26 protein-coding genes are annotated in these 26,333 nt (G+C 41.9%); 22 read left to right on the plus strand and 4 right to left on the minus strand.

From position 1 onward, the window contains the following. Positions 1–14: 14 nt before the first annotated feature. Both BGP76_RS03370 and BGP76_RS03375 read left to right on the plus strand, forming a co-directional pair. Positions 15–1,820, plus strand: coding sequence for a sodium:solute symporter family protein (locus tag BGP76_RS03370; RefSeq protein WP_073119306.1), 1,806 nt, complete (start codon positions 15–17; stop codon positions 1,818–1,820). 5 nt (positions 1,821–1,825) lie between these two features. Continuing rightward, positions 1,826–2,800 carry an ROK family protein gene (locus BGP76_RS03375; RefSeq protein WP_073119305.1) on the plus strand — a complete coding sequence of 325 codons (975 nt, stop codon included), beginning with the start codon at positions 1,826–1,828 and terminating at the stop codon, positions 2,798–2,800. Positions 2,801–2,829: 29 nt separating this feature from the next. On the opposite strand, the gene BGP76_RS03380 is transcribed toward BGP76_RS03375, so the two are convergent. From BGP76_RS03380 to dnaK, 3 genes are all read right to left on the minus strand, one after another. Continuing rightward, positions 2,830–3,882 (minus strand): lipopolysaccharide assembly protein LapB, encoded by a 1,053-nt coding sequence (locus tag BGP76_RS03380; RefSeq protein ID WP_119843598.1) that lies wholly within the window; start codon positions 3,880–3,882, stop codon positions 2,830–2,832. 79 nt (positions 3,883–3,961) lie between these two features. Further along, on the minus strand, positions 3,962–4,123 hold the full coding sequence (locus BGP76_RS20215; RefSeq protein WP_158584024.1) for a hypothetical protein: 162 nt from the start codon (positions 4,121–4,123) through the stop codon (positions 3,962–3,964). 194 nt (positions 4,124–4,317) lie between these two features. Then, positions 4,318–6,237 (minus strand): molecular chaperone DnaK, encoded by a 1,920-nt coding sequence (gene dnaK / locus BGP76_RS03385; RefSeq protein ID WP_119843599.1) that lies wholly within the window; start codon positions 6,235–6,237, stop codon positions 4,318–4,320. Between the two features lie 259 nt (positions 6,238–6,496). Here dnaK and BGP76_RS03390 point away from each other — a divergent pair, with 259 nt between their 5' ends. Then, positions 6,497–6,739 (plus strand): hypothetical protein, encoded by a 243-nt coding sequence (locus tag BGP76_RS03390; protein ID WP_119843600.1) that lies wholly within the window; start codon positions 6,497–6,499, stop codon positions 6,737–6,739. Between the two features lie 2 nt (positions 6,740–6,741). Beyond that, entirely contained in the window at positions 6,742–7,086 is a 345-nt protein-coding gene (locus BGP76_RS03395; protein WP_119843601.1) for a type II toxin-antitoxin system PemK/MazF family toxin, read from the plus strand. 18 nt (positions 7,087–7,104) lie between these two features. Here BGP76_RS03395 and BGP76_RS03400 read toward each other — a convergent pair whose 3' ends face one another. Next, a complete protein-coding gene (locus BGP76_RS03400) occupies positions 7,105–7,449 on the minus strand; it encodes a phage holin family protein (RefSeq protein WP_119844316.1) in 345 nt (114 codons plus the stop codon). A 170-nt stretch (positions 7,450–7,619) separates the two neighbouring features. Between BGP76_RS03400 and BGP76_RS03405 the strand changes: the two genes are divergently transcribed. From BGP76_RS03405 to BGP76_RS03490, 18 genes are all read left to right on the plus strand, one after another. Continuing rightward, complete coding sequence (locus BGP76_RS03405; protein WP_119843602.1) at positions 7,620–9,203, plus strand: peptide chain release factor 3; 1,584 nt, start codon at positions 7,620–7,622, stop codon at positions 9,201–9,203. Positions 9,204–9,232: 29 nt separating this feature from the next. Then, positions 9,233–9,973 carry an RluA family pseudouridine synthase gene (locus BGP76_RS03410; protein WP_073119294.1) on the plus strand — a complete coding sequence of 247 codons (741 nt, stop codon included), beginning with the start codon at positions 9,233–9,235 and terminating at the stop codon, positions 9,971–9,973. Further along, on the plus strand, positions 9,974–10,288 hold the full coding sequence (locus BGP76_RS03415) for a DUF6787 family protein (RefSeq protein WP_119843603.1): 315 nt from the start codon (positions 9,974–9,976) through the stop codon (positions 10,286–10,288). Then, a complete protein-coding gene (locus tag BGP76_RS03420; protein WP_119843604.1) occupies positions 10,278–11,252 on the plus strand; it encodes an aminodeoxychorismate synthase component I in 975 nt (324 codons plus the stop codon). Before BGP76_RS03415 ends, BGP76_RS03420 begins: the two co-directional genes overlap by 11 nt. Next, a complete protein-coding gene (locus BGP76_RS03425; protein ID WP_119843605.1) occupies positions 11,236–11,829 on the plus strand; it encodes an aminotransferase class IV in 594 nt (197 codons plus the stop codon). Before BGP76_RS03420 ends, BGP76_RS03425 begins: the two co-directional genes overlap by 17 nt. Before the next feature lie 56 nt (positions 11,830–11,885). Beyond that, positions 11,886–12,509 (plus strand): SiaB family protein kinase, encoded by a 624-nt coding sequence (locus BGP76_RS03430; protein WP_084190318.1) that lies wholly within the window; start codon positions 11,886–11,888, stop codon positions 12,507–12,509. Positions 12,510–12,676: 167 nt separating this feature from the next. Next, positions 12,677–13,081 (plus strand): DUF1987 domain-containing protein, encoded by a 405-nt coding sequence (locus BGP76_RS03435; protein ID WP_073119287.1) that lies wholly within the window; start codon positions 12,677–12,679, stop codon positions 13,079–13,081. A 62-nt stretch (positions 13,082–13,143) separates the two neighbouring features. Continuing rightward, on the plus strand, positions 13,144–14,460 hold the full coding sequence (locus BGP76_RS03440; RefSeq protein ID WP_147407363.1) for a sensor histidine kinase: 1,317 nt from the start codon (positions 13,144–13,146) through the stop codon (positions 14,458–14,460). A gap of 27 nt (positions 14,461–14,487) precedes the next feature. Continuing rightward, positions 14,488–15,756 carry a response regulator gene (locus tag BGP76_RS03445; protein ID WP_158584026.1) on the plus strand — a complete coding sequence of 423 codons (1,269 nt, stop codon included), beginning with the start codon at positions 14,488–14,490 and terminating at the stop codon, positions 15,754–15,756. Positions 15,757–15,802: 46 nt separating this feature from the next. Beyond that, positions 15,803–16,396, plus strand: coding sequence for a chemotaxis protein CheW (locus BGP76_RS03450; RefSeq protein ID WP_073119282.1), 594 nt, complete (start codon positions 15,803–15,805; stop codon positions 16,394–16,396). Between the two features lie 8 nt (positions 16,397–16,404). Further along, positions 16,405–19,764 (plus strand): methyl-accepting chemotaxis protein, encoded by a 3,360-nt coding sequence (locus BGP76_RS03455; RefSeq protein ID WP_119843608.1) that lies wholly within the window; start codon positions 16,405–16,407, stop codon positions 19,762–19,764. Between the two features lie 12 nt (positions 19,765–19,776). Next, positions 19,777–20,526 carry a ParA family protein gene (locus BGP76_RS03460; RefSeq protein WP_073119279.1) on the plus strand — a complete coding sequence of 250 codons (750 nt, stop codon included), beginning with the start codon at positions 19,777–19,779 and terminating at the stop codon, positions 20,524–20,526. A 5-nt stretch (positions 20,527–20,531) separates the two neighbouring features. Continuing rightward, complete coding sequence (locus tag BGP76_RS03465) at positions 20,532–21,539, plus strand: chemotaxis protein CheW (protein ID WP_119843609.1); 1,008 nt, start codon at positions 20,532–20,534, stop codon at positions 21,537–21,539. An 11-nt stretch (positions 21,540–21,550) separates the two neighbouring features. Beyond that, the gene (gene cheB / locus BGP76_RS03470) at positions 21,551–22,585 is read left to right on the plus strand and encodes a chemotaxis-specific protein-glutamate methyltransferase CheB (RefSeq protein WP_158584028.1); all 1,035 of its coding nucleotides are present in this window, start codon (positions 21,551–21,553) and stop codon (positions 22,583–22,585) included. Positions 22,586–22,596: 11 nt separating this feature from the next. After that, a complete protein-coding gene (locus tag BGP76_RS03475; protein ID WP_073119274.1) occupies positions 22,597–24,378 on the plus strand; it encodes a chemotaxis protein CheA in 1,782 nt (593 codons plus the stop codon). Between the two features lie 24 nt (positions 24,379–24,402). Then, positions 24,403–25,038, plus strand: coding sequence for a hypothetical protein (locus tag BGP76_RS03480; RefSeq protein WP_073119272.1), 636 nt, complete (start codon positions 24,403–24,405; stop codon positions 25,036–25,038). 39 nt (positions 25,039–25,077) lie between these two features. Next, entirely contained in the window at positions 25,078–25,905 is an 828-nt protein-coding gene (locus BGP76_RS03485) for a protein-glutamate O-methyltransferase CheR (RefSeq protein WP_119843610.1), read from the plus strand. Between the two features lie 4 nt (positions 25,906–25,909). Further along, the gene (locus tag BGP76_RS03490; protein ID WP_073119270.1) at positions 25,910–26,275 is read left to right on the plus strand and encodes a response regulator; all 366 of its coding nucleotides are present in this window, start codon (positions 25,910–25,912) and stop codon (positions 26,273–26,275) included. Positions 26,276–26,333 lie beyond the last annotated feature (58 nt).

Consider the following 26,333-nt stretch of genomic DNA (forward strand, 5'->3'; position numbering starts at 1 on the left):
CGAATAGAATTCATATGTTATTAGAGACAATAGATTGGGTTATTATCGGGATTTTCTTCCTGATAGTTTTAGGGATAGGATGGCAGGCATCTAGATCCGCTGGGCAGAGTTCTAGCGAATTTTTCCTTGGAGGTAGAGGTATGCCGTGGTGGTTGTTGGGTATCTCGATGGTGGCTTGTACGTTTTCGGCAGATACGCCCAATCTAGTGACAGGTTTCGTTCGCGAAAATGGTGTAGTCAAAAACTGGGCCTGGTGGGCTTTTTTGATTACTGGTATGGTGACCGTGTTTATCTATGCCCGTCTGTGGAGAAAATCTGCTGTGAGTACGGATTTAGAATTTTATGAAATCCGATATGGAGGCAAGAAGGCTTCTTTTCTTCGAGGCTTTAGAGCGATCTATTTGGGCGTGTTTTTCAACTGCTTGATTATGGGGTCTGTGACTTTAGCAGCGATCAAGATCGGTGGAGTCATGCTTGGTCTTGATCCATGGGTTGTCGTAGTGGGAGCTTCTATTGTAGTAGTGATCTATTCAGCCTTGGGCGGGATCAAAGGGGTCGTTTGGGCCGATTTTTTCCAGTATGGTATAGCGATGTTTGGAGCTGTATATGCAGCGTATGTGGCGTTGAGTCAGCCAGAAGTTGGAGGATTGACTAAATTGATTACTCATCCAGCAGTACAGTCAAAACTGAGCGTAGTGCCAGATTTTACTGATCCGTCGGTATGGGTGCCGTTGTTGTTATTTCCGATCGCTGTGCAGTGGTGGGCAGTGTGGTACCCAGGCGCTGAGCCAGGTGGGGGAGGTTACATCGCCCAGCGTATGCTCTCAGCCAAAGATGAAAAAAATGCTGTTGGTGCGACCTTGCTATTCAATTTTGCGCACTATGCGTTGCGACCTTGGCCATGGATTATCGTAGCACTTGCTTCGATCATTATCTATCCAGATATGGCTTCTATTCAGGCGGAGTTTCCGAATATAGACCCTACCTATCTCAAAGATGATATCGCTTACCCTGTGATGTTGTCCAAACTCGGGTCGGGTTGGTTAGGTTTGGTGGTTGCATCTATTATTGCGGCCTACATGTCGACGATAGGGACTCATTTGAACTGGGGGTCATCTTATTTTGTCAATGATTTTTATAAGCGATTTGTCAAGCCAGATGCGAGTGAAAAGCAAATGGTAGCCATGGGGCGAATGACAACTGTAGTGCTGATGTTTTTTGCAGGTACGTTGTCTTTAACTATCCTAGATAATGCTACAGATGCCTTTAATATTCTCCTCCTTTCTGGTGCCGGGTCAGGTGCTATATATCTTTTGAGATGGTTCTGGTGGAGAATTAATGCCTTGACGGAAATCGTCGCTATGGTGGTCGCTACAGTCATGGCAGTGGTATTGACTTTGGTGGTAGATGATGCTACGGTAGCTACTTCATTACTCGATGGGATGACGATGAAGATATTGATTACGACTGGTGTAGTGACGGTGACATGGTTGGCTACTGCGCTTTTGACACCTCCAGAAGACAAAGAAACATTGAGAGCGTTCTATAAGCTCACTCGTCCAGGTGGACCAGGATGGAAAAAAGTAGTAGAAGAAGCGGCTCAAGAAGGTAAACCCTGTGATGAAAATGAAGGGATAACCTGGCAGATGCCAAGGCAGGTTCTACTCATATTTATTGGCTGTACAGTGATATATTCTTCATTGTTCGCCATAGGTGGGTATGTGTATGGCAATATGATACAAGGGGTCATCCTGACCATGGTAGCGATAGTAGGCACGGTTGCCTTGTTTAAAATAATGACTAAGCTTAATCTGGATTAAAAAAGATGGAAAGTGTGATTGTAGGGATTGATATCGGGGGGACAGGAACAAAGTTCGGTCTAGTCGATAACAGTGGAAATTTACTATGTGAAGATAAAATTGACACGGGCGGAGAGACGTTTGATCATTTTGTAAGTCAAATAGTGGAAGCTATTCAGCAGATGTTGGTTCAGTATCCTGATTGTCAACTCGAAGGAGTTGGAGTAGGTGCACCAGGTGGTAATTATTATACGGGAATGATCACAGGAGCCTCCAATCTACCTTGGAGTGGTGACCTGCCGTTAGTAGAAAAAATGAGTCAGTATTTTGACGTGCCGGTGGTTTTGAGTAATGATGCCAATGCCACAGCCATGGGAGAGAAGGTTTTCGGTGGAGCCAAAGGGATGAAAGACTTTGTCATGATTACTTTAGGGACTGGCTTGGGTAGCGGAATAGTCTCTTCTGGTAACTTGCTAATAGGAAGTGATAGTTTGGCAGCCGAGTATGGTCATGTATTGATCAAGGGCAGTGGGGGTAGAGATTGCAACTGCGGTAGGAAAGGCTGTTTAGAGACTTATGTGTCTGCTACCGGGATTAAACGAACCATGATGGAGCTATTAGCAAAGTATACTACACCTAGTGTTTTGAGAGGGGTGGCATTTGATGACTTATATTCTAGAGATATAGCTACAGCAGCGAATGCTGGGGATGCTTTGGCACAAAAGGCTTTTCGTATTACAGGAAAGGTTTTGGGTAGGCAGTTGGCTAATTTGGTAGCAGTTGTGAACCCTGAGGCTATATTTTTATTTGGTGGACTTGCTTTGGCAGATGGATTGATTTTAGACCCGACACGCAAGCATTTGGAAAAAAACCTCCTCGGTATGTACAAAGGCAAAGTGAAACTTATGCGTTCTCAACTGGGGACTCAAGGGGCAGCGATAGTAGGTGCTGCAAGTCTAGCCTATCAGTTCAAAGATTATTTACAGTTTCAAGAGGATTGAAACTGTGGTGTTGTGAGTAAAGTGATTATTTATATGGTCACTTTACTCATATTGTAGGATTTTTTCTTTTCATCCAATATCCTTTCGAGTTCTTCGAAGTGCAACTGATTATGATATTCGCTCTGTTGCATTTTGCCTAGTTGTAACTGGACATCACTCAGTTCTTTAAATACATTTACCGCTTGCTTGTTTCTTTCATTATGAGGGTAGTAGATTACTGCTCTTTTTAGATTATTTTCTGCTTCATTCAGGTCGCCTGTGTTGCGATATATCCTACCTAGCAAGAAATAGGAGGTAAACAGTAGGTCATCATAACTGCGCTCGGTTTTTATCTTGAGTGCTTCCAGTGCATGTAATTTAGCACTGTCATAGTCTTTAGAAGCATATTCTGCTTCTCCGAGCCCTTGGAGAGCAATGGCTCTGGATCTGACATGATTCTTAGTGTATTCGTTATCCAATGATTCGTAAAAGTACTCTGTAGCGGCTTTGTAATTCGTCGTTTCCAACATCAGATTACCCAAATCTGACAAACAATACACTTCATATCTTTTGTCTTCAAACTTGGAGGCATACTCCAGTGCCTTATAATAAGAATCTATACAAGCAATGTTGTCTGTTTGACTTTGACTATATGCTAGGTTGTAGTAGGCTATAGGGAGCTTCTTGTTGTTTCCAGTTTCATAGAGGTTAATGGCCTGTTGAAAATACTTGATGGCCGAAGGGTGAGTTTGTTTGTGTTGAAAGATAACTCCGACCATGTTGAGTGCATTGGCTTTCTCGGTAGGTTCTATATGCTTTATAGCTAAGGCCTTACTATAATAAAGGAAGGATGAGTCAAGGTCTTTTTTCTTGAAATAGCTATAACCTATTATACTAAGAGAATAGAAGCTGTTTTTTGAGTTTTGAGAAGTTTGAAGTATTTGTTTAGCTAAAATGATAGCTGAATCATACTCGCCATTACTCATTTTTTCTACAGAAGACTTTACCTCAATAGAAATGTCTTTTCGACTAGGAGAGAAGAAGTAGTATATAGCTGATCCTACAAGAATGGCAAAGAGTGCAGCTATTATAAATTTATTCATGGATTAAAGATAATTTATAGTGGACATACTTTCCATACAAATCTTCTTTAATCCATTTTTTGTTGAGGCACCTCGGTAATTAGTCTTGTAACGGAGGGGTCTCTCCGTCTTCTCTGTCACCTACTACACCTTCTGTGTCTTGAAGATCAATAGTTGGTAATACTAGCTCTTCTTCTTGGCTACATGCTGATACTAATGTCAATAATGCGAATGCTACAAATGCTGCTTTTAAAACTTTCATCTACTTGATTTTTAGTTACTTGATGAGCAAATATGTGTAAAAAAAATAACAATTACACATAACGGTATAAAAAAATAATTTTTTTTATAAAAAAAGGAGGTTGAATGTAGTTAGGGGCATAAAAAAAGCCTTTCTGGTTTCCCAGAAAGGCTTCAATTCTTGAATTAGATACTAGTGTCTAGTATCTAATCATATTACTTTTTATCTTCTACTTCTTCGAATTCTACGTCAGAGACATCAGAGTCAGCATCTGCACCAGCGTCAGGATCTGGTTGCGCTCCACCGGCAGCACCTGCTGCGCCGTCTTGCGTATCCTGGTACATTTCCTGAGAAGCTCCCTGCCATGCGGCATTGATTTCCTCTAGGGCAGTGTCGATAGCTGCTAGGTCACCGCTTTTGTGTGCCTCTTTCAACTTTTCAAGCGCTGCGTTGATTTTGGCTTTGTTGTCATCAGACAGCTTATCGCCAAATTCTTTCAACTGCTTTTCAGTTTGGAAGATCATCGAATCGGCAGCATTTACTTTTTCGATTTTCTCTTTCTCTGCTTTGTCAGACTCAGCATTTGCTTCAGCCTCTTGTCTCATCTTTTCGATTTCCTCGTCTGTCAATCCAGATGAAGCTTCGATACGGATACTTTGTTCTTTGTTAGATCCTTTGTCTTTAGATGTCACGTGCATGATCCCGTTAGCATCTATGTCGAAAGTCACCTCGATCTGTGGAATACCTCTTTGTGCTGGAGGAATACCATCTAAGTGGAATCTACCTAGGCTTCTGTTGTCTTTAGCCATTGGACGCTCACCTTGGAGTACGTGAATTTCTACAGATGGCTGGTTGTCAGCTGCTGTAGAGAATACCTCAGACTTCTTAGTAGGGATCGTTGTGTTCGCATCGATCAACTTGGTGAATACACCGCCCATGGTTTCGATACCTAAAGAAAGTGGGGTCACGTCTAGGAGTAATACATCTTTAACTTCACCTGTCAAGACACCACCTTGGATCGCAGCACCGATGGCTACTACTTCGTCAGGGTTGACACCTTTAGATGGCTTTTTGCCAAAGAACTTTTCTACTTCTTCCTGAATGATTGGAATACGAGTTGATCCACCTACCAAGATTACTTCATCGATCTCAGATAGAGAAAGACCAGAGTCAGCCAAAGCTTTCTTTACAGGATCCATTGATCTTTTGACCAATGAGTCAGCTAACTGCTCGAACTTAGATCTGCTCAAAGTTCTAACCAAGTGCTTCGGTACACCATCTACTGGCATGATGTATGGCAAGTTGATCTCTGTAGAAGTACTGCTTGACAATTCGATTTTTGCTTTCTCAGCAGCTTCTTTCAAACGCTGTAGCGCCATTGGATCTTTTTTCAAATCCAACCCTTCGTCGTTTTGAAATTCAGCAGCCAACCAGTCGATGATTACTGTATCGAAGTTGTCTCCTCCAAGGTGTACATCACCGTTAGTAGATTTTACTTCGAATACACCGTCACCGAGCTCTAGGATAGAGATATCGAATGTACCCCCTCCAAGGTCAAACACTGCGATTTTCATGTCAGCGTTTTTCTTATCGAGACCGTAAGCCAATGCCGCAGCAGTAGGCTCATTGATGATTCTCTTAACTTCCAAGCCCGCGATAGCACCAGCTTCTTTGGTTGCCTGACGTTCTGCGTCGTTGAAGTATGCAGGAACAGTGATGACTGCCTCTTTTACTTCAGTACCCAAATAATCCTCAGCAGTAGACTTCATTTTCTGAAGGATTACTGCAGATAGCTCTTGAGCGGTATATTTTCTGTCACCGATCGCTACTCTGATCGTGTCATTGTTTCCACTTTCTATTTTGTAAGATACAGTTTTGGCTTCCTCAGAGATTTCACCAAACTTCTTACCCATGAACCTTTTGACTGAGCTAATGGTATTCTCAGGGTTAGTGATGGCCTGTCTTTTGGCAGGGTCACCTACTTTTCTTTCGCCTTTTCCACCGTCCAAAAATGCAACGATAGAAGGAGTTGTTCTCTTTCCTTCACTGTTAGGGATGACAACTGGCTCGTTACCTTCCATTACAGCGACACAAGAGTTGGTAGTTCCTAAATCGATTCCGATTATTTTTCCCATGATCTAATTTTAATTTATCGCTTCTAAATTCTTTTTCTAATTGATACTCTGCTTTCAACAACAGCTGTGCCAATTCAAGTTTGACTGACAGAAGTGACACATTGTCATAAATGTGACTGGCGAAGTGAGAAGATGTCTGCCGAATTGTAAACTTAGGTGGCTGAAAAGTGTGACAACATGTGAGTCATCGATAAAGAAATCTCGACACAGGAGGAGTTACAGTGTATGCTTTTAGTGTATTTGAATAAAGAATATCGACATGAAAAACTTATCACTCAAACTGGACGAAAGTGTTTTTTCGGAGACCGAGAAGATTATCTCTCAAATCAACAAGAAAAGAAACAAGTACATCAATGAGACCCTAAAGTTTTACAGTCAGTTCCAAAAACGCCGATTGATGCGGCAGGATTTGCTACAGGAGTCGCAGGCGGTATATGTGAGCTCTGCCGAGGTGTTGCGTGAGCTAGAGGAGTTGGAGGATGATGGCTTCTTGTTGGGTTGAGGATGCCGAGACCTTTCGAAATCTGGTTGACAGACCTCAATCCACTGAGAAGCACTGAGCCAGGCAAGGTGAGGCCAGTTATGATTGTACAGTCCAACCTACTCAACGAGGTGCATTTGAGTACGCTCGTTTGCCCGATGACTACTCACCTCGTCGATGATGCGAAAGTGCTTAGGGTACGTGTACCTACTGTACTGTCAGGATTAGATACTGATTTTGATGTGTTGATTGATCAAATCCGTGCCATTGATAACCGCAGGCTTCTACAAAAGCCAAGAGATTTGCCCATGGATTTAAAAAATGTCGTACGGTTCAATTTGAAAGTAGTGCTGGACTTAGATTGGTAATCTGTCCAGCACGATATGCTATTCGTTGTTGTTCAATCCTCCCAATAGTGAGTTGATCAATGAGAGTATTAAGCTGAACAAAAAGGACCACCAAAAGCCATCTACCATGAACCCGGGGACGAGTGCACTGACGAGCATGATCATAAGTGTGTTGATGACGAGCAGGAAGAGCCCGAGTGTCACGATGGTCACAGGGATGGTCAATATCACCAAAATTGGTTTGAAAAGGATGTTGACGACAGCCAGCACGCCAGCTACTACGAGAGCAGTCCAAAAGCCATCTACGTGAGCGCCAGGTAAGATGTAGGCACAGATCAGAACAGCAATTGCGGATAGGATTAATCGAATCAATGTGTTAGTCATAGGGTTGTGTTTCTTGTTTAGATGGGTAAAATAAAGAATATCATACAATCGAAAGAAGTTTTTGGAGTAACAATTAGACTCAAGGAAGATCATTTTGGAGGTAGTTGTCAACATCCTTTCACAACTTCAAAATGGCATACTATCTTTGCGCCTCATTTTGAAGTGAATCCATGACAATACAGGAAGAAATAAAGAAGAGACGGACATTTGGCATCATCAGTCACCCTGATGCAGGTAAAACTACTTTGACAGAAAAGCTGTTGCTGTTCGGGGGAGCGATCAAAACGGCTGGGGCGGTTAAGTCTAATAAGATCGATAGACACGCCACTTCTGATTTTATGGAGATAGAGAAGCAGAGAGGTATCTCTGTAGCGACTTCTGTGATGGGGTTTGAGTATAAGGATCGCAAAATCAACCTGTTGGATACACCTGGTCACCAGGATTTTGCGGAGGATACTTATCGTACGCTTACGGCGGTAGATAGCGTAGTGCTCGTCGTGGACTGTGTTAAGGGGGTGGAGATTCAGACTGAAAAGCTCATGGAAGTTTGCCGTATGCGAAACACGCCTGTCATGGTGTTTATCAATAAATTGGATCGTGAGGGGCAAGATCCATACGATTTGCTCGATGAAATCGAAGAAAAACTCGGGATAAAGGTGAGGCCACTTAGTTGGCCGATCAGTATGGGCAAGACCTTTAAGGGGGTTTATAGCTTGTATGAAAAGAAATTGAAGCTGTTTACGGCTAGTAAGCAAAAACTCGATACCGACAATGATATCAGTATCACGGATCTCAATGATCCTAAACTGGATGAGTTGATCGGTGAGAACTATGCCAAGACACTGCGTGAGGATGTGGAGTTGGTAGATGGTGGGTATCCAGAGTTTGAGATCGAGACCTACCGTAGCGGTGAGGTAGCCCCTGTGTTCTTTGGCAGTGCGGTCAATAATTTTGGTGTACAGGAGCTGCTGGACTGTTTTATCGATATCGCACCCAACCCGATGAAACGGGAAACAGATGAGCGTGTCATCGAACCAGAGGAGTCCAAGTTTTCAGGGTTTATCTTTAAGATTCACGCCAATATGGACCCCAAGCACAGAAACCGTATTGCCTTTGTGAGAGTATGTGCGGGGACTTTTCAGAGAGGAAGTACTTACTACCATACGAGGTTGGATAAGAAATTTAGATTCTCCAATGCGACGGCATTTATGGCGCAGAGTAAGGAAATCATCGATGAGGCATGGCCTGGTGATATCGTAGGACTCTACGATACGGGTAACCTCAAGATTGGCGACACGCTGAGTGAGGGAGAGAAGGGGATGTACAAAGGTATCCCGAGTTTCTCTCCAGAGATATTTCGTGAAGTTATTAATACCGATGCGATGAAGACCAAGCAACTCGAAAAAGGGCTAAAGCAGCTCATGGATGAGGGAGTGGCACAGCTATTCACCTACGAGATGGGAGCTAGAAAAGCCGTCGGTACGGTAGGCGCTCTACAGTTTGAGGTGATTCAGCACAGATTGCTCCATGAGTATGGTGCGTCGTGCCGTTTTGCTCAGATGAATTTATTCAAAGCATGCTGGTTTACGAGCAAGGATAAGAAAAAATTGGACGAATTTATCAAGTCAAAATATAGACATATCGCGAAGGACAAGGATGGCCAGTTGGTCTTTATGGCTGAGTCCAAGGCATGGTTGCAGATGGTGCAGGATAATTTTCCTGACATTGACTTTCATTTTACCAGTGAGTTTTAAGTTTATCTTTGTTCACACATTAACTTACTATCATGCAAAAGCCGTTTTACTCAGTATATGAAGACAATCACCTGCTCATCGTAGATAAAAGGCCAGGTATCCTTGTACAGGGGGACAAGACAGGAGACAAACCGCTCTTGGATTACTGTAAGGACTATGTCAAAGAAAAGTATAATAAGCCTGGAGCGGTATTTTTAGGGACGGTTCATCGATTAGATAGGCCGGTCAGTGGTTTGGTGGTATTCGCTCGAACATCTAAGAGTCTGGAGCGCATGAACAAACTCTTCAAAGACCGGAAGATCAAAAAGGTATATTGGGCGATTGTGAAAAATAGACCACCGAAGAAAGAGGATAAACTTGTACACTGGCTCAAGAAAGATCCCGCCAAAAACAAGACTGAGGCGTTTGACAAAGAAGTAGAAGGCTCGCAAAGAGCTGAACTCAAGTACAAAGTCTTAGGAGGGCTCAATGACCATTATCTGTTAGAAGTACAACCGCAGACAGGGAGGCCTCACCAGATTCGCGTACAGTTGGCTAGTATGGACTGCCCGATCCGGGGCGATTTGAAATATGGGTTTGCTAGAGCCAACCCAGATGCCAGTATCAACCTGCATGCGCGTTCGTTGGATTTTATTCATCCCGTTAGCAAGGAGCCTGTCAAGGTGGTGGCAGGGGTGCCAGTTAATGATTTTTGGGAGCAATTTCTCGTTTTGGACAAGAAGTCTCCTAAAATCAAGAGCAAGGACAAGTATATGGATAAACTGCAGTAAATGGGTTTTTTGGATAAGTTGCAAGCGAGGTGGAAGCTGAAAAATGCTTGGCAAGTAGTAGTGGTGCTTCTAGTTTTTGCTTGTACGGGGTTTTCTGTGATGTTTTTGAAAAAACCCATTATGGGCATGATCACGGATACAGACCAATATGAGTTTCTGTTTACTATTTTGTACTACATTTTTATCCTTCCTGTTTACTTGGGGATCCTTCTTTTTTATGGTTTTTTGTTTGGCCAATTTGCGTTTTTTTGGGGCTTTGTCAAAAGGACGTGGTACCGGATGACGCGTCAAAAATCAAAACTCGATGCGAAGTAAAACCGAGGCAATCGCTCGGATCAATGAATTGGCATCTGCGCGTACTCCATTCTTGTTTATTTCTGACTTCAAAGGGCAGAATAATCTAGTACTGACCACAGAAGAGATCGATCCGACACAGATCATGTATCAGATCAACGGCCATGGCAATGCGCAGGGGAGTGATCGCAGAGATGTGTCTACGCAGCTAGAGAGGAGTCCGATGTCTTTCGCAGCATATGAGGAAAAATACAACCGAGTCCATCACGAACTGACACAAGGCAATAGTTACCTGCTCAATTTGACTTGCCCTACGCCTGTGCAGGGAGATTTTAGTCTACAAGATGTGTTTTTTCGTAGCAATGCCCGCTATCGACTGTGGTGTCGCGATGAGTTTGTGGTTTTTTCGCCTGAGATATTTGTACAGATTTATGAGGGACAAATATCTTCTTTTCCTATGAAGGGGACGATTGATGCAGATTTGCCACATGCCCGAGATGTTTTGCTGAATAGCAAGAAAGAGCTCGCTGAGCACGCTACGATTGTTGACCTCATTCGCAACGACATGAGTATTCATGCGTCGAACGTGCGGGTGGAGCAGTTTCGCTATTTAGATGAGATCAGGACCAATCATAAGCATCTTCTACAGGCCAGTTCTAAGATTACAGGTCAGTTGCCCACGGATTATTTGGAGCGAATGGGAGAGATTATTTTTTCACTTTTACCCGCGGGATCGATCAGCGGAGCTCCTAAAGCCAGGACGTTGAAAATCATAGAAGAGGTGGAAGGGTACGACCGAGGTTTTTATACAGGGGTAATGGGGTATTTTGATGGGGAGAATTTTGACAGTGGAGTCATGATTCGCTTTATTCAAAATGAACGTGGTAAATGGGTTTACAAGAGTGGAGGAGGGATTCATTCTCTCAGTGATGCTAGTGCCGAATACCAGGAAATGATAGATAAAGTGTATGTCCCAGTTTATTGAAAGTATTAATTATCAAGGAGGTAAACCAGAACTGTTAGATTTGCATCAGCAGCGTGTGAACAGAACCTTTGCTCACTTTTATCCACAGGCGCATATTCATGATTTGGGTAAGTTGCTTCCAGAGATTCCTGATTGTAACCAGCATAAGTGTAGAGTGTTGTATGACGAAAGTGAGGTGTATGTAGAGTTTATCGTTTATCACCGACCCACTATTCAATCTTTACGGTTGGTCGAGGGGGATGAGATAGATTATACTTATAAGTATGTAGATCGCAGTGTGCTATCCACTTTGTTCGAAAAAAGAGGTGAAGCAGATGATATTATCATAGTTAAAGATGGGATGTTGACAGATAGTTATTTTGCCAATTTGGCGTTTTATGATGGAAATAGATGGTTGACTCCAGAGACTCCTCTACTGTCAGGAATACGTCGCACTCAGCTGATCAACGAGAAAATATTGCACCCAACGAAGATATCAGTTAGTGATTTACGTAGGTTTCAAAAGGTGTCATTAATCAATGCCATGAATGATCTGAGTAAATTAGAAATTAATGTTGATGGTATTATTTCGAACTGAAATAGTTTTATTTTAATATTGAGGTCAAATTCATCGCCACCCTTTTTTTCGTAGATATGAGGAAAAATAGAAACAGAAGTAAGCAAGCAACCCAGCTCAATCACCTGAAAAATATAATTGCATTTCAGGATCTCATGCAAGAATCTGCAGCCAACATTGTCTATTTGGGCAAAGTGACTCAGTCTACTATCGATGGTATCACAGATATGATGGAGGAGAGTATGATCGAACGTCAGGAGAGCAAACAGACAACCAAACGTGTCTATCATGTGATGATCGAAGCGCTTCAAAACATCTGTAAACATGCGGATAGTACAGCAGATTATGCATCCAATAGTCTTGAGCAGGGTTTGGCAAAGGATGGTATTTTCTTAATCGGACACAATGAAGACGAGTATTATGTCACCACTGGTAACCAAATCTCTACTGAGAACACGATTAGGTTGCGTGATACTTTGGATAAAATCAATGCGTTAGATAAAGATGGGTTAAGAGAAATGCACAAACAGGCGATGGCCGAAGGGAGTATCTCTGATGTGGGGGGGGCTGGCCTTGGTTTTATCGATATCAAGAAGAAGACAGGGACCGAGTACGAGTATTATTTTGACCCTGTCAGTGCAGAGCACTGCTATTTTATCTTAACGATTCGAATTCTTAAAGAGTCAGTTAAGGATTTTTGATATACCACAGGTTGAGAACTGCATTAGTACCAGTTTTACGAGAATTTCTTAATATCTAAATTAGGTAGAATAGCCAGTTGTATCCAGAACATTAGTTTTCTACATTTGTAACAGCAGTAGAATAGAATGTTTCACAGTAGGGATACCTACCAACCCCCACCAAAAATATGGATGGATATTTCATTAGAGCCACAGGATCAACGCCTTCGATCGAATTCAGCCCTGCCAAAGGACTGTTAGAGATTACGGGAGTGTCGACACCAGATGATCCGCTGAGCTTTTATGGACATATATTTAGTCTTTTACATGAATTTGAAAGTGCCAATAAGAAAGAGATCGTCGTAAACTTCGGATTGAAGAACATGACTGGGTCTACTACCTATATCTATATTCTAGTCAAAAAGTTGATTTCGCTAGAGAATGAAAATAGAAAAGTGACTTTTAATTGGTATTACGAAAAAAACAATGAGAAAATACTGGAAACTGGCAAAGAGATGAGTCAGCATTATCAGCATCCATTTAATTTCATTGGGGTATTCAAAATCAAACAATCTCTTAAACAGGCTAGTTAAACTTTAGACTTTCTAGTGTGTGTTTTTCTTTCTACTGCTATATTTAAGAAAAGAAAAATATTGTGAAGAGTAAGCATTATCTACCGTTGTTATTAGTTGCCTTGTTTGTCTATTCGGACACCATAGGGCAGACCATCTCCCGTGAGGAAATCAATAGCCTTAAAGATCAGGCTGCATCCTCCAATGTATATCTGGTTTTTGCCATCGTTTGTTTTGCCCTCCTTATTGTAGGAGCTTTTGTGGCTTTCAGTAAACTAAAAACACTTCAATCCCTCGAAAGTGAAAAGAAGAAACTACAAAGCCAATACGGACAACAGATTAACGAACTCAATGAAGATTTAAAAGATTGTAGGGTTCAGAGTCAGAGTCTTTATCAAAAACTCAATCTCCTCAATAACAAGAGCAAGGAAATGAAGAAGGTCTTTAAGGAGGCCTATGATAAAGTAGTCGCGCAAAATGGAGAGCTCAAAGGTCGCCTAGGTGAAAAACAAAAAACAAGCAGTCAGACCGAATTGGAGCAGATATATGACAAACTAGAGGACGCACAAGCCATGGTATTGCATTCTGAGAAGATGGCTTCACTGGGACAGCTTACAGCAGGTATTGCGCATGAAATCAACAACCCTGTCAACTTCGTGTCCAACGGGGTTAACTCCATCAAAGAGAATTTTGAGAAATATCAATTGTTCATTCAGAACTACCGCACGGTGTGTGAGCAGCCTACGATAGAAGATGTCAAAAAGCTCTACAAGTCTATTCGTGATGATGACAAAGAGTACGAGGAGCTTCGAACGTTGACAGAGGAGTCCATCGATGATGTAAGTTACGGTACCAACCGTATTACTGAGATCGTCAATGGCCTTAGGATCTTCTCTCGTCAAGACGAACATGAGGTTAAAGAAGCAGAGGTAGGGACTATTATTGATAATGCCCTGCTGATTCTAAAGCCAAAGTATAAGAAGAAGGCTAAGATTCTCAAAGATTTTGATCATGGGCTAAAGGCCATAAAATGTCTTCCTGGGCAACTCAATCAAGCACTGGTCAACCTAATCGGTAATGCTGCTGATGCGATTGACTTCAAAGGGACAATAACGATTCGTACCATTGATAAAGATGCGGACACGGTACAGATTCAAGTGCAAGACGACGGGAAAGGTATTCCTGAGGATGTACGCAAGAAGATTTTCGATCCGTTTTATACAACTAAGCCTGTGGGTAAGGGTACAGGTTTAGGTCTGTCGATTACTTATAGTATTATTGATAAGCATGGAGGGACAATTTCGGTAGATAGTACTGAGGGTAAAGGAACAGTGTTTACGGTCAACTTGCCTAAAAAAATACAGCTCAAAAAAGAACGAGGAACAAACCAATTTATCTAAGACTAAATATACAACGTGGAGGACTTGTTGAATAAATCATATAAAACGGACGTAGATAAGAAGTACACAGTACTGTATGTGGATGATGAAGAAGTGAATCTGCGCGTATTCAATAGGAACTTTGGTAAGTTTTATCATGTCTTAACAGCTATCGATGCGTTCGAGGCACAGCAAGTGCTATCACAGAATACAGTCGATTTGATTATGACGGATCAGTGTATGCCTCGTATGAACGGGTCTGATTTATTGTTGAAAATCGTACCGATGTATCCTGATATTATACGGATGATCATGACGGGGTTTAGTGATGAAGAGGATATCAGTGAAGTGAAGAAAAAAGTAGGGCTACACCGATTTTTGAAAAAACCATGGGATCCCGAAACGCTCCGTAAAGAAATCGATGTAGCCTTTGAGAAAAAAGAAGAGCGTCTAGCAGAAAAAGCTGTGGCAAAGAAACCGCGGCCTGCTGTCAAAAGTCAAGATACAGGAATTGACCTGCTCGAGTCAACCATGTCTCTGGTGGAAACTAGCGAGTCTAAGCAACTCAAAAATGATATCAATAGCCTGGTAAAAGAGTCAAAGACCAAGAAGTCCGAATTTATGGATGGAGGAATTAATTATCTCCTGAGCCTGAAGGACTCTATGTTACCTAACCAGCATGAACTCAAGCTATATACAGAAGATGCTTTTATCGTCTATGATAAGAACCGTGTCAATCAAAATGGATATTGGTTTGGAGAGTGTAATGATCAATTGGTTATTGCCTCGTTTTTTTCGAAGACCCATACCAGAGAGGCTTTAGCACTCAATTCTTTCGTGAGTGCTATGCTGACTGAGATTGTCTACAAAGAGAATTGCACTAAATCAGATTTGATTCTCAAGAAACTCTCCACTAGAATATATGTGAGGTTTTTGGGACAAAAGACTGAGACAACTTGTCCACTAGAGATAGCAGTGAATGTATATGATAAGAAACAGGACAAGCTGACGCATTCTGCTGCTTATCACGATGTGTTTTTTCTCAATGATAGAAATGAGTTTAAGACTCTGGCAGGTAATCAGGAAGTGATGGTGCCTGGTAAGGACATAGAGTATGATGTCAATACGGTGTCTGGCGAGAATATCAAAGCACTGTACATCGTACCCGTCAATATTCTCGAAGAAACGAATGAAAAACGAGAAGACGCAGGCGCATTGAAGATGCTGTTGAGTGAGGTGCACAAGCTGCCATTTGGCATGCAGTCTAAGATGTTCTCAGACTATGGGTATAGGAGCGTGATAGGTTTGAAAATTTAAGCAGCAAGGAATTTAAATCAAGAAGTATTAATATCAATCTGACAAAATGAGCAACGAAATAGCTACCCAAAGTGAGAGTCAAGTGTCTGCAAAACGAGCACTGTCGGATGACGAAAGGCTAAAATTGATCAATGACACTGCTCAGGCTGTGAAAGAGATGAATGATGATGGTCAGGGGCGAGATATTACCGAACATGAGGAGACTTATATGTTGGTGGCCTTTAGCGTGGGAGATGAAGAGTACGCGGTTTCGATTGATCAAATCAAGGAGGTCGTGCCATGCCCTACGATAGCACCCGTGCCTCAGGTACCTGATTTTGTCAAGGGGGTAGCGAATGTAAGAGGGAATGTTCTGGCAATCATTGATTTGGCACTCCGATTCGGACTGAAGCATGAAAGGACGGAAGGAAAGTTTGTACTGGTCATGAAGAGCGAGGATTTGAAATTTGCGATTAGTGTGCAGGCTGTACCTAATACTATGATGGTAAAGGAGAGTGAAATTACGCAGGCCACCAATATCATCAATCAGTCGACACTTGGATTGAATTATGTTAAAGGTATCATTAGACGTAATCAAAAAATTGTGGTTTGGATTGATATGCTTGACATAATGAAAAATGAAGATTTAGGAGAGAAATAATAGATTATATGTTAAAAGACATGAACATTCGGGGGAAACTAATATTCCTCGTACTCGGTGTTGCGATAGGGATTTATGCAGTGACCTTGACATACGTAGGGTACAACATGAGAGAGAAGTCTATTCATGATGCTGAACAGCTTCTTAACTCGGTGGCCAAGGAGAAATCCAACGAGATCAAGGCTCAGCTAAATGATGTGATGTCTTCTATTAGAGCGATGGCAGTTATCATTGAGTCTTATGCTACTCGACCTGCTGACGAACGAAAAGCACTTCAAGAGGACTTGATGTTTAGTGTATTGGAAGAATACCCACTCTATGAGTCGACTTGGCTAAGCTGGGAATTAACAGCCATAGATACCACTTGGACAAAACCTTATGGTAGAGAGCGTACCACATGTTATTTAGAAAATGGTCAGAGAAATACCACGATCACTATGTTGAATCTGGACGGTGATGATCAGGGGAGTTTGTACCTCGATACCAAAATCAAAAAGAAGGAGACCATATCCCCCCCGTATACTTATGACTCCTATGATGTAAACTCTAATGATTTGATATTGGGTACTTCTCCTATTGTACCTATTGTTGATGATATGGGTAACTACATGGGGATGATAGGCTCTGACATGTCTTTGAATGAATTTAAGGAGATGTCTCAATTGAATGGTTTTGAAGGAGGATATACCTTTTTGGCAGCTTATGATGGTACATTGGTGTCGTACCCTCAGGATTCATTGATCAATACTAATATTGACGATCTCCCTATTAATCAATCATTGGATTTTCGCATGTCAGATCTAATTCAAGACTCAGACTTTGCCTCATTTACGGTATATGATGAGGTGTTGGGAGATAAAATATACGTAGCACTGTCAGCACTAAATATAGGCAGATCTGAAGAGCCGTGGTTTGTTGTGACAGTAGTGCCCTATACTGCGATTACCGCATCATTTGTATCTACGCTCAGAAACACAATTATCGTCGGGATATTGGGGATGATTCTGCTGACTTACATTGTTTATAATTATTCGAATCAGATCACAGTAGCGATAGAACGAACCCACCGTGTCTTACAAAATTTATCTGTGGGACAGTTGGATAGTAGCGACTTAGAGATCGATGATAAAAATAATGAACTGAGTCAGATGCAGTCTCTCATGAATAAGCTAATATATGACCTGAGAGGTAAGACCGATTTTGCCAAGGCGATCGGACAGGGAGACTTGGATAGAGAGTATACGCCTTCTGGTGAAAAAGATGAACTGGGGCATGCTTTATTGATGATGCGTGGCAATCTTCGTGAAGCTTTGGAAGACATTAATACAGTTATTTATGAAGCAGGCGAAGAGGGGAATCTGTCTGCTAGAATCAATACTGAAACTAAAGTAGGTGCTTGGTCAGGACTTGGCGAAAGAGTCAATAATCTGATAGAGTCATTCTACAAACCACTCATGAGATTTAACCGTCTTTTGGGAGCGATGGCCGCAGGAGATTTAACCTTGCGCTATTCAGATGCTGCAAAAGGAGATATCAAAAAAATGGCTGATAACATGAACTTGGCCTTGGAGAATCTAGATGGATTGATGCATCAGATTGCACAGAGTGCCATTTTTGTAGAAGAGTCATCAGCGGAAATGAGGGGGTCTAGTGAGGAGATGAGTACCAATACGCGAGAGATCGCTTCAGCGATATCGCAAATGAGCCACGGAGCACAGACTCAAGTGTCCAAGGTAGATGAGTCATCTAATCTGATTGAGGCAATTTTGACATCATCGAATGAGATGGGGCAAAAAGCTGAAACGATTAATGAAGCAGCTAAAGCGGGATTAATCAGCAGCGAAAAAGGTAAGGAAATGGTCAACCGTGTGATGTACAACATGGGAGATATCTCAGCTTTTTCTAGTCAGACCAATGATTCGATCAAGGTGCTGGCTGACCGATCTAAGGAAATCGCAAGAGTGTTGGGTGTGATAACTGATATCGCATCTCAGACCAATCTTTTGGCCTTGAATGCGGCGATTGAGGCAGCTCAGGCTGGAGATGCAGGTAGAGGTTTTGCTGTGGTTGCAGAAGAGATTAGGAAACTAGCCGAAGGTTCAAGGAAATCAGCACAGGAGATTGAAAAACTAGTTACCGATGTTCAGGCGGATACACTAGAGGCGACCAAAGTAATCGAGGTGATGATTAGTAGTGTTCAGAGTGGGGAAGAAACCTCTAAAGAAGCAGCGAGTGTGTTTACCGAGATATTGGATTCCTCAAACTCTACCTTGAGCTATTCTGAAGAAATATTGAACTCAGCTAAGAGTCAGACTGAAGGGATAAACAATGTAGTCTCGATAATAGAAGGTGTCGTTGTGATTGCAGAGCAAACTGCTGCGGGTACAGAGGAGGTGGCAAGTTCAGCGACCGAGCTGTCATCAGGTATGGAGACTTACAATGAGAAGTCTCTGAAACTATCAGAGATTGCAGAGAAGCTAAAAGATGGCATCAGTATGGTGAAGTTGTCTGGTACAGCCACTGAAAATACGGCAATCTTTAAGATGAAAGAGGCCTATGAAAAAGAGAAGTATCTCCTTGATGCTTTACTGAATTATATGCCTGACACCATTTATTTCAAGGATCTTGATAGCAAGTTTATCAGAAATAGTGTGTCTCATGCTAAGCAGTTTGGGTTAGATGACCCGAAGGGGTTAGTAGGCAAGAGTGATTTTGATTACTTTGGAGAGCATGCTAAACAAGCCTATGATGATGAACAAAAAATCATTCAAACAGGTCAACCATTGCTCAATCAAATCCAAAAAGAGGATATGCAAGGTGGTAAAGTCAGCTATGGTTCTACTACCAAGATGCCTTTGATAGATCTGGATGGTAACATAGTGGGGACCTTTGGTATTACTAGGGATGTCACGGAGTTGAAAGCTTCAGAGATTAAGTTTGATAAACAAGCACAAGAGTTAAAAGAGAAGGAAGCGGCTTATCAAAAGGAGAAATCGTTGCTGGATTCGCTACTAGAGTATATGCCTGATGCGATTTATTTCAAGGATTTGAATAGTAAATTTATTCGTGCGAGTAAGACTGTCGCCAAATTAGTCGGGCTGAATGATAAGGATGAGGTCATAGGTAAATCTGATTTTGATTATTATGATAAGGATTTAGCTCAGGAATGGTTTGAGCATGAGCAAAAGATCATAAAATCAGGTAAGGGAGTAGAAAATGACATCAGTGAGAACCGTTTGCCAAGTGGCGAAATAATCTATGTGACAAATACCAAAGTGCCGCTAATGGATGTTGACGGGAAGGTGATAGGTACAATGGGGATTTCTCGTGAGATCACAGAAGGGATGAAAAATAAATTGAGTAAGTAATAACGGCTAACCATGATAATTACAGTCATCAATCAAAAAGGAGGAACAGGCAAGACCACTACTTCAGTGAACTTGGGATGTGCACTGGCACAGACGAAGAAAAAAGTGCTATTGATTGACCTAGACCCTCAAGGGAATTTGAGTTATTGGTTAGGAGTGACTGCTCCTGAATTGACGATGGCTGATGTGATGATGCAGGAAGCTAAAATAGCAGATATATTGCAGGAGCGTGAAGGGCTGTCTGTTGCGCCCTCAGATATGAGTTTGGCAGATGTTGAGATCAATATAGCCAGTATCGAGCAGCGAGAATCTGTTTTGAAAAAGGCACTAGAAGAGGTAGAAGCAGACTATGACTATATAGTGATAGATTGCCCACCGTCTTTGTCATTACTGACAGTCAATGCACTAACGGCTACCGAAAGGGTGATTGTACCCCTACAGATGGAGGTATTAAGCCTTCAGGGACTCGATCAGATTGTTAGCAGTGTTGCTCGGATCAAGGAGGTACTTAACGACAAGTTGGAGATACTCGGTTTATTACCCGTGATGGTAGATGGACGGAGAAATCTTAGTAGAGAGATTTACGATTATATTGAAGAAAATTATGATTTGAATCTCTTTGAGAGTAAAATCAGAAGTAATGTTAGAGTAAGCGAAGCACCATCATTTGGTGAGAGTGTGTTGAGCTATTCGCCTAACTCCAATGGAGCTGAGGACTATCGTCAGTTTGCTAAAGAAATCTTAAAATTAACCAAGAACTAGCAGCCATGCCACTAGGGAAGAACTTAAAGAAAGATACATTGATTCCTTCTGAGAAGAAGGGAGAAGAAACTGTGGCTAAACCGACAGTTAAGTCCGCAGCTAAGCCAAAGGCTAAAGCGAAAAAGGCAGCTTCTAAATCAAAAGTAAATGAAAAGATAAAGGCTAAAACTACACCCAAGGCTGTCAAGACTCCTGTTAAAAAGACTGAGTCTGCCAAAGAAAAGGTGTCGGCTAAAAAAGTAAGCTCCGTCAAAAAAGATGTGAAAAAGCCGGTCAAACAACCTGAAGTTCCTCAAACTGAGACAAAAAAAGAGCTTCAGTCTGTAGCTCCAACAGTGGTTGACGAAAAGCAGGAATCACCAGTAGACATAGTTCCGGGTGTCGTTTCTATAGAGAGAGAGCAGCGTTTAGCAAAACCTCCACAGGCACAAGGGATAGATTTACTTCGTCAGAAAATCGGGACAGTTAAGTATCTGACTGAAGAGGAGTATCAAGCAAAGAAGAGACTGAAAGCCAAATTTGATCAGGAGATCAAGAGCTATGCAGGCAAGAGTGTCCAGTTGATCGTGTTCAAGATGGGTGGGGAAAAGTATGCCATTGAAATCGATAGAATCAAAGAGGTTGTCCATACGCCTAAGGTTTCTAAAATTCCACATGCTCCTAATTTTATCAAAGGGATTAGCAATGTCCGTGGTACAGTGATGGTGGTCTTAGACCTTGGACTAAAGTTCGGGATAGAGACCTCTGAAGAACTGAAAGAATTCATATTAGTGATTCAAAATAAAGACTTTAAAGCAGGGATTTTGGTAGATGAAGTACCTCTGTCAGTCAAAGTGTCTGGTGATGATATTGTCAGCTCGTCTGGACTGTTGCGAAATACCTCATTAGATGAGACCTATATCAAGGGGATCATTAATACCAGCGAGGATATGATCATTTTTATAGATATAGCAGAGCTCGTTCAAGAAGACGAAGTAAGTATTATTTCCCAATCTTTAGTTGGGCAAGCCTAAACCGAATGACATTGAATAAGATTCGAGTAGTAGTAGCGGATGATTCAGGATTTATGAGACTTTTAATCTCTGACATATTGAGCGAAAGCGGTAGCGTCGAGGTAGTAGGAACTGCCGTAGATGGCAAAGATGCTGCGCTTAAGGTTGCAGAGTTAAAACCTGATGTCTTATTGCTAGATATGAATATGGGAGAGTATGATGGCCTATATGCGGTCAAACGCATCATGGAAGAATCTCCTCTGCCCATCATTATCCTGAGCTCGATAGGTAATACCAATTTGCAACCCATATTTGATGCCTTGGATTTAGGAGCAGTAGACTACCTAAACAAGCCACAAAAAGGGAATTCTAAACTTCGAAATATAGAAGTAGAACTGCTACAAAAGATAAAAAGTGCCAAGCGAGCCAATGCGGGTGCTATTCCTAATCCACATGCCAAGGTTAATACCTATGAGCATACATTTAGTGATAAGCGGAAGTATGATGTGATCGTCATTGGCGCTTCGACAGGAGGGCCTAGTGCCATTGAGAAGGTGATCAACTCCTTGCCGGGCAACCTTAATGTCCCCGTGTTGATTTGTCAGCACATGCCGCCTAATTTTATACCCTCGTTTGTCAAGCGACTCAATGGTATGTCACCTCTCAAGATAGAAGTAGGACAGGCCAATATGCGCCCAAAAGCAGGAACGATCATCGTGGCACCAGGAGAGTCTAATATGATAGTGACTAAAAAACGCGGAGGAGGTGTAGTGATTGATTTTACCGACAAGGTCTTCCCAGAGTATAATAACCCCTCTATCAATGCCCTGATGCTGTCGGTAGCTGAAGCCTATAAAGACAAAAGTATCGGAGTGATCTTGACTGGGATGGGGAAAGATGGGATGCTAGGGATGAAGGAAATCAAAAAGTACGGTGGGTTTACCATAGCTCAGAGCGAAAAGTCATGCGTGATCTACGGAATGCCTAAGGCGGCTGTAGAGCAAAAGGTTGTCGATCGATCGGTTGACATCAAGGAAATAGGAGGTTTTTTAGTGAATAGCTTATAAACAGAAGAAACTTGGATTCGAAGGAACAACAATATCGCGATTTATTTCATCAAGAAGCCACAGAGAGCTTTGAGGAACTTAATAAGTTATTTACTGACTTAGAAAAAGATCACGGCAATCAGGGTGCCATAGATTCTATTTTCAGAATCACCCATACCATCAAAGGGAATGCCATGGGCATGGGCTTTGATGATATCGCTAAGCTATCTCATATCATGGAAGATGTCATGGGAGCGGTGAAAAGCGGTGATATGACGCTGAACAGAGAGCTGTTCGAAAGTTTATTTACGGCCAATGACAAGCTAGGAGCGCTCATCGATGCTCTAAAGTCTGGAGCCAAGGTGAGCTATTTGGGAATAAAGACCAAACTGGGTGTGATCATGAAAAACGTGACCCAAGCACCCATTCAAGAAAATAATCAGGAAGAGAAGAAGGCTCCAGATCCAGTGGAACATTCTACTGCTATAGAATCAGGATCTACGGAGTCTTCTCCTTCTTCTGAATCCGATAAAGATAATGAAAATGCTGAAAGTAAGGCGCAACCTGACGAGCAACCTAGCATTACTTTTACCGATGTAATTCAGATTCCTGTCAAGAAGATGGATGAGCTCATGAATCTCGTGGGGCAGTTGACCATCGAGCGTGATCGTCTAATCAGTATTAGTAGCCAGAATGGCAGTCGAGCGTCTGAGTTTGAAGGACTGCAGCGGATCTCGTCAGATTTGCAATACAGTGTGATGAATGCTCGCATGGTGCAGGTCGGTTTTCTGTTCAATAAGTTTCACCGTATCGTGCGCGACGTGGCACATATCGAAAACAAGCAGGTGGACCTAGTTATCAAAGGGGCAGACGTAGAGATCGATAGAAATATCCTTAAAATCATGAGTGATGCCATGATACACCTCGTGAGAAATGCCGTGAGTCACGGGATAGAAGGGGAGGAAAAGAGAAAATCAAAAGGTAAAATTGCAGCAGGCACAGTGACTTTGAATGGTCGCTACGAGCGGGACAACGTCGTGATAGAAGTCAGTGATGATGGCAATGGCATAGATGCGGCTATTATCAAAAAGAAAGCGATTGAGAAGGGGCTCGTGAGCAAGGAGATAGCTGATAAGCTTAGTGAGAAAGAGATCATTATGTATATCTTCGAGCCTGGGTTTTCTAATGCGGAGAAGATTACAGAAATATCTGGTAGAGGTGTAGGGATGGATGTCGTCAAAAAGGCTACTGAGTCGATCGGAGGACAGCTGTCGGTATCTACAGAGGTTGGCAAAGGGTCGACGATTAGTTTGATTCTGCCTTCGTCAATGGCACTCAAAGGAGCACTGCTTTTTGAGATTAATCATCATGAATACGCCGTGCCATTGACGTATACGGACGCAGTGATCTCTCTGCCGAAAGATGAAATACATAAAATAGGAGATGGTCTGATGGCCAATTATCTGGAGGATACGATATCAGTCGTATTTTTGAAGGATTTTCTCAATACCAAACAATTGACCGACCTGTCTGAGACAGGAGCGCTGCATCGCAGTTTCGATCAATTGGAAGATAATGCAGTTTTGGATGTGATAGTTGTCTCATATATGGGTAAATTAGTTGGACTCGTAGTAGACAAACTGTTGCAACAAAAGGAGATTTTAGAAAAATCATTGGCTCGACCGCTTGATAGAGTTAAATTATTGAGTGGTACGACTATATTAGGCAATGGGAAGGTGTGCCTAATCGTAGATGTGGGAGCCATTACAGAGTTGTTATTCAAGACAATGACTCAAAATGCAACAATGAATTAATGTTTTACAAAAACCATAAACAGGATGTTTAGCGATTTGACTGAAAATGAAAAAGGCATAGCAGAAAGGCTGATGAAGCTGGGGCTTGCCAAAGGAGCGTTGTCCTTAGAGATGATGGTAGGCAGTCCGGTGGTGATGAAAAGCGTAGAAATGGGAGTACCCAGTGTAAAGGGTGTCAATCAGTATACGAACAAAGAAGACCATAAGCTTTATTTATTAAAGACGGAGCTAGTGGGAGACTTGAAAGGGTTTTGTCACCTCATTTTTTCTGAAGAAGATGTTCTCAAAATTCAAACCAAGTGTTTGCCTCCAGATATCATGGAAGCCAACAACTCTCAGAGTAGGTTGATGAAGTTGGAGTTCATGACGGAGATTGACAACATGGTAGCAGGCTCTGTAGTGACACAGTTGGCCAACTATCTCAATCTGGAAGTCTATGGCAATGTGCCGATTCTGACGACTATGAAAGCCGAGGAGGCCAACGGACACATCGATACCGAATCTGTAGATCATAGCTCTACCAATATTTTGAGGACTGTGTATCACGTTCCCGAATTGAACATATTCACAGAGTTTGTGTGGCTCTTCCAGGACAGGTTCATGGATTTGATCTCTGAGTTTTCTAAGAGTGAAAAATCGAAAGAATTTGCCTCGTTATAATTTATTCAATAGTACAAACTGTAAACTAACCTGTAGCCCGTGGTAGAAAGTATATCCGATGAAGAGTTGAATGCTTTGATGCAGGCGATGAAGAATAGATACGGTTTGGATTTTACAAACTATGAAAAAAAATCCTTCAAACGAAGTATCGTTCGACTCATGATGAAACATAAGATTGGATCTATGCTGGAGTTATGGTCTCGGATATTGAAGGATAAACAGTTTTTCTTAGATGGGATAGATGACTTATTGGTCAATCTGACTGAGCTGTTTAGAAATCCAGATGCATGGATCATGATTAGAGATAATATTTTGGACAAGTTCAAAAATAAGTCTCAACTCAAAATCTGGCATGCGGGATGTTCTACCGGAGAGGAAGTGTACACCATGAGTATGGTTTTAGATGAAAAAGGGATGCTTTACAAGACCAAATCGCTAGCAACCGATTTGAGTGATGCAGCACTGAATAAAGCAAAGAACGGGGTGTATTCACTCTTGATTATGAAACAATATCTAAAGCCATTTCTGGAATTTTATCCAAAACGGAAAATGGATGATTTTTTCGAGTTTCAAGAGAAAGATGCCGTGATCCGGCAGGATTATAAAAGGCATATTACTTTCAAAAAACACAACTTGGTACAAGATCATGTCCATGAAAAATTTGATATAATATTTTGTCGAAATGTAATGATATATTTTGACGAGACTTTGAAGTTAAAAGTGCTAAACTTGTTCAATGATTGTTTGAACGAGGGTGGTTACTTGGTAATAGGGTATTATGATATCATGCCAGATGGTGGCAAACAGATATTTGATACTTATGATGTTAGAACAAGAATTTACAAAAAGAAAATAAATAAATATTGAGCTTATGAGCAAGAGAATATTAGTAGTAGACGACTCTATGTACATGCGCACACTAATCAAGGATGCATTATCTAACGAAGGATTCGAAATAGTAGGGGAAGCTCCGAATGGAGAGACTGCGATCGATCTAGCGATGGAGTTGAAGCCTGATCTTATCACGCTTGACAATATTCTTCCAGATATGATTGGGACGGACATATTGAGAGTATTGATGGACGAGGGTCTAGAGTCTAAAGTGATCATGGTGAGTGCTGTGGGGCAGCAATCAGTGATCAATGAAGGGATAGAGTTAGGAGCATCTGATTATATTGTGAAGCCTTTTACGGCGGATGACTTAGTAGATGTGGTCAAGAAGCACATAGGTAGCTAAGATAGTTATAGAGGTCTTAGAAAAAGGAATGGACACCTGCAACGTATGTTTGCAGGTG

The organism is Reichenbachiella sp. MSK19-1 (assembly GCF_003590315.1).
GTDB lineage: Bacteria > Bacteroidota > Bacteroidia > Cytophagales > Cyclobacteriaceae > Reichenbachiella > Reichenbachiella agariperforans.

Excerpts from the sequence above, each read along its gene's own strand:
- BGP76_RS03420 (WP_119843604.1), top strand. The coding sequence starts at position 10,278 with ATGCGAAGTAAAACCGAGGCAATCGCTCGGATCAATGAATTGGCATCT.
- BGP76_RS03375 (WP_073119305.1), top strand. The coding sequence starts at position 1,826 with ATGGAAAGTGTGATTGTAGGGATTGATATCGGGGGGACAGGAACAAAG.
- BGP76_RS20215 (WP_158584024.1), bottom strand. The coding sequence starts at position 4,123 with ATGAAAGTTTTAAAAGCAGCATTTGTAGCATTCGCATTATTGACATTA.
- BGP76_RS03460 (WP_073119279.1), top strand. The coding sequence starts at position 19,777 with ATGATAATTACAGTCATCAATCAAAAAGGAGGAACAGGCAAGACCACT.
- BGP76_RS03395 (WP_119843601.1), top strand. The coding sequence starts at position 6,742 with ATGCCGAGACCTTTCGAAATCTGGTTGACAGACCTCAATCCACTGAGA.
- BGP76_RS03400 (WP_119844316.1), bottom strand. The coding sequence starts at position 7,449 with ATGACTAACACATTGATTCGATTAATCCTATCCGCAATTGCTGTTCTG.
- BGP76_RS03370 (WP_073119306.1), top strand. The coding sequence starts at position 15 with ATGTTATTAGAGACAATAGATTGGGTTATTATCGGGATTTTCTTCCTG.
- BGP76_RS03465 (WP_119843609.1), top strand. The coding sequence starts at position 20,532 with ATGCCACTAGGGAAGAACTTAAAGAAAGATACATTGATTCCTTCTGAG.
- BGP76_RS03450 (WP_073119282.1), top strand. The coding sequence starts at position 15,803 with ATGAGCAACGAAATAGCTACCCAAAGTGAGAGTCAAGTGTCTGCAAAA.
- BGP76_RS03435 (WP_073119287.1), top strand. The coding sequence starts at position 12,677 with ATGGATGGATATTTCATTAGAGCCACAGGATCAACGCCTTCGATCGAA.
- dnaK (WP_119843599.1), bottom strand. The coding sequence starts at position 6,237 with ATGGGAAAAATAATCGGAATCGATTTAGGAACTACCAACTCTTGTGTC.
- BGP76_RS03390 (WP_119843600.1), top strand. The coding sequence starts at position 6,497 with ATGAAAAACTTATCACTCAAACTGGACGAAAGTGTTTTTTCGGAGACC.
- BGP76_RS03455 (WP_119843608.1), top strand. The coding sequence starts at position 16,405 with ATGTTAAAAGACATGAACATTCGGGGGAAACTAATATTCCTCGTACTC.
- BGP76_RS03480 (WP_073119272.1), top strand. The coding sequence starts at position 24,403 with ATGTTTAGCGATTTGACTGAAAATGAAAAAGGCATAGCAGAAAGGCTG.
- BGP76_RS03490 (WP_073119270.1), top strand. The coding sequence starts at position 25,910 with ATGAGCAAGAGAATATTAGTAGTAGACGACTCTATGTACATGCGCACA.
- BGP76_RS03415 (WP_119843603.1), top strand. The coding sequence starts at position 9,974 with ATGGGTTTTTTGGATAAGTTGCAAGCGAGGTGGAAGCTGAAAAATGCT.
- BGP76_RS03380 (WP_119843598.1), bottom strand. The coding sequence starts at position 3,882 with ATGAATAAATTTATAATAGCTGCACTCTTTGCCATTCTTGTAGGATCA.
- BGP76_RS03430 (WP_084190318.1), top strand. The coding sequence starts at position 11,886 with ATGAGGAAAAATAGAAACAGAAGTAAGCAAGCAACCCAGCTCAATCAC.
- BGP76_RS03425 (WP_119843605.1), top strand. The coding sequence starts at position 11,236 with ATGTCCCAGTTTATTGAAAGTATTAATTATCAAGGAGGTAAACCAGAA.
- BGP76_RS03405 (WP_119843602.1), top strand. The coding sequence starts at position 7,620 with ATGACAATACAGGAAGAAATAAAGAAGAGACGGACATTTGGCATCATC.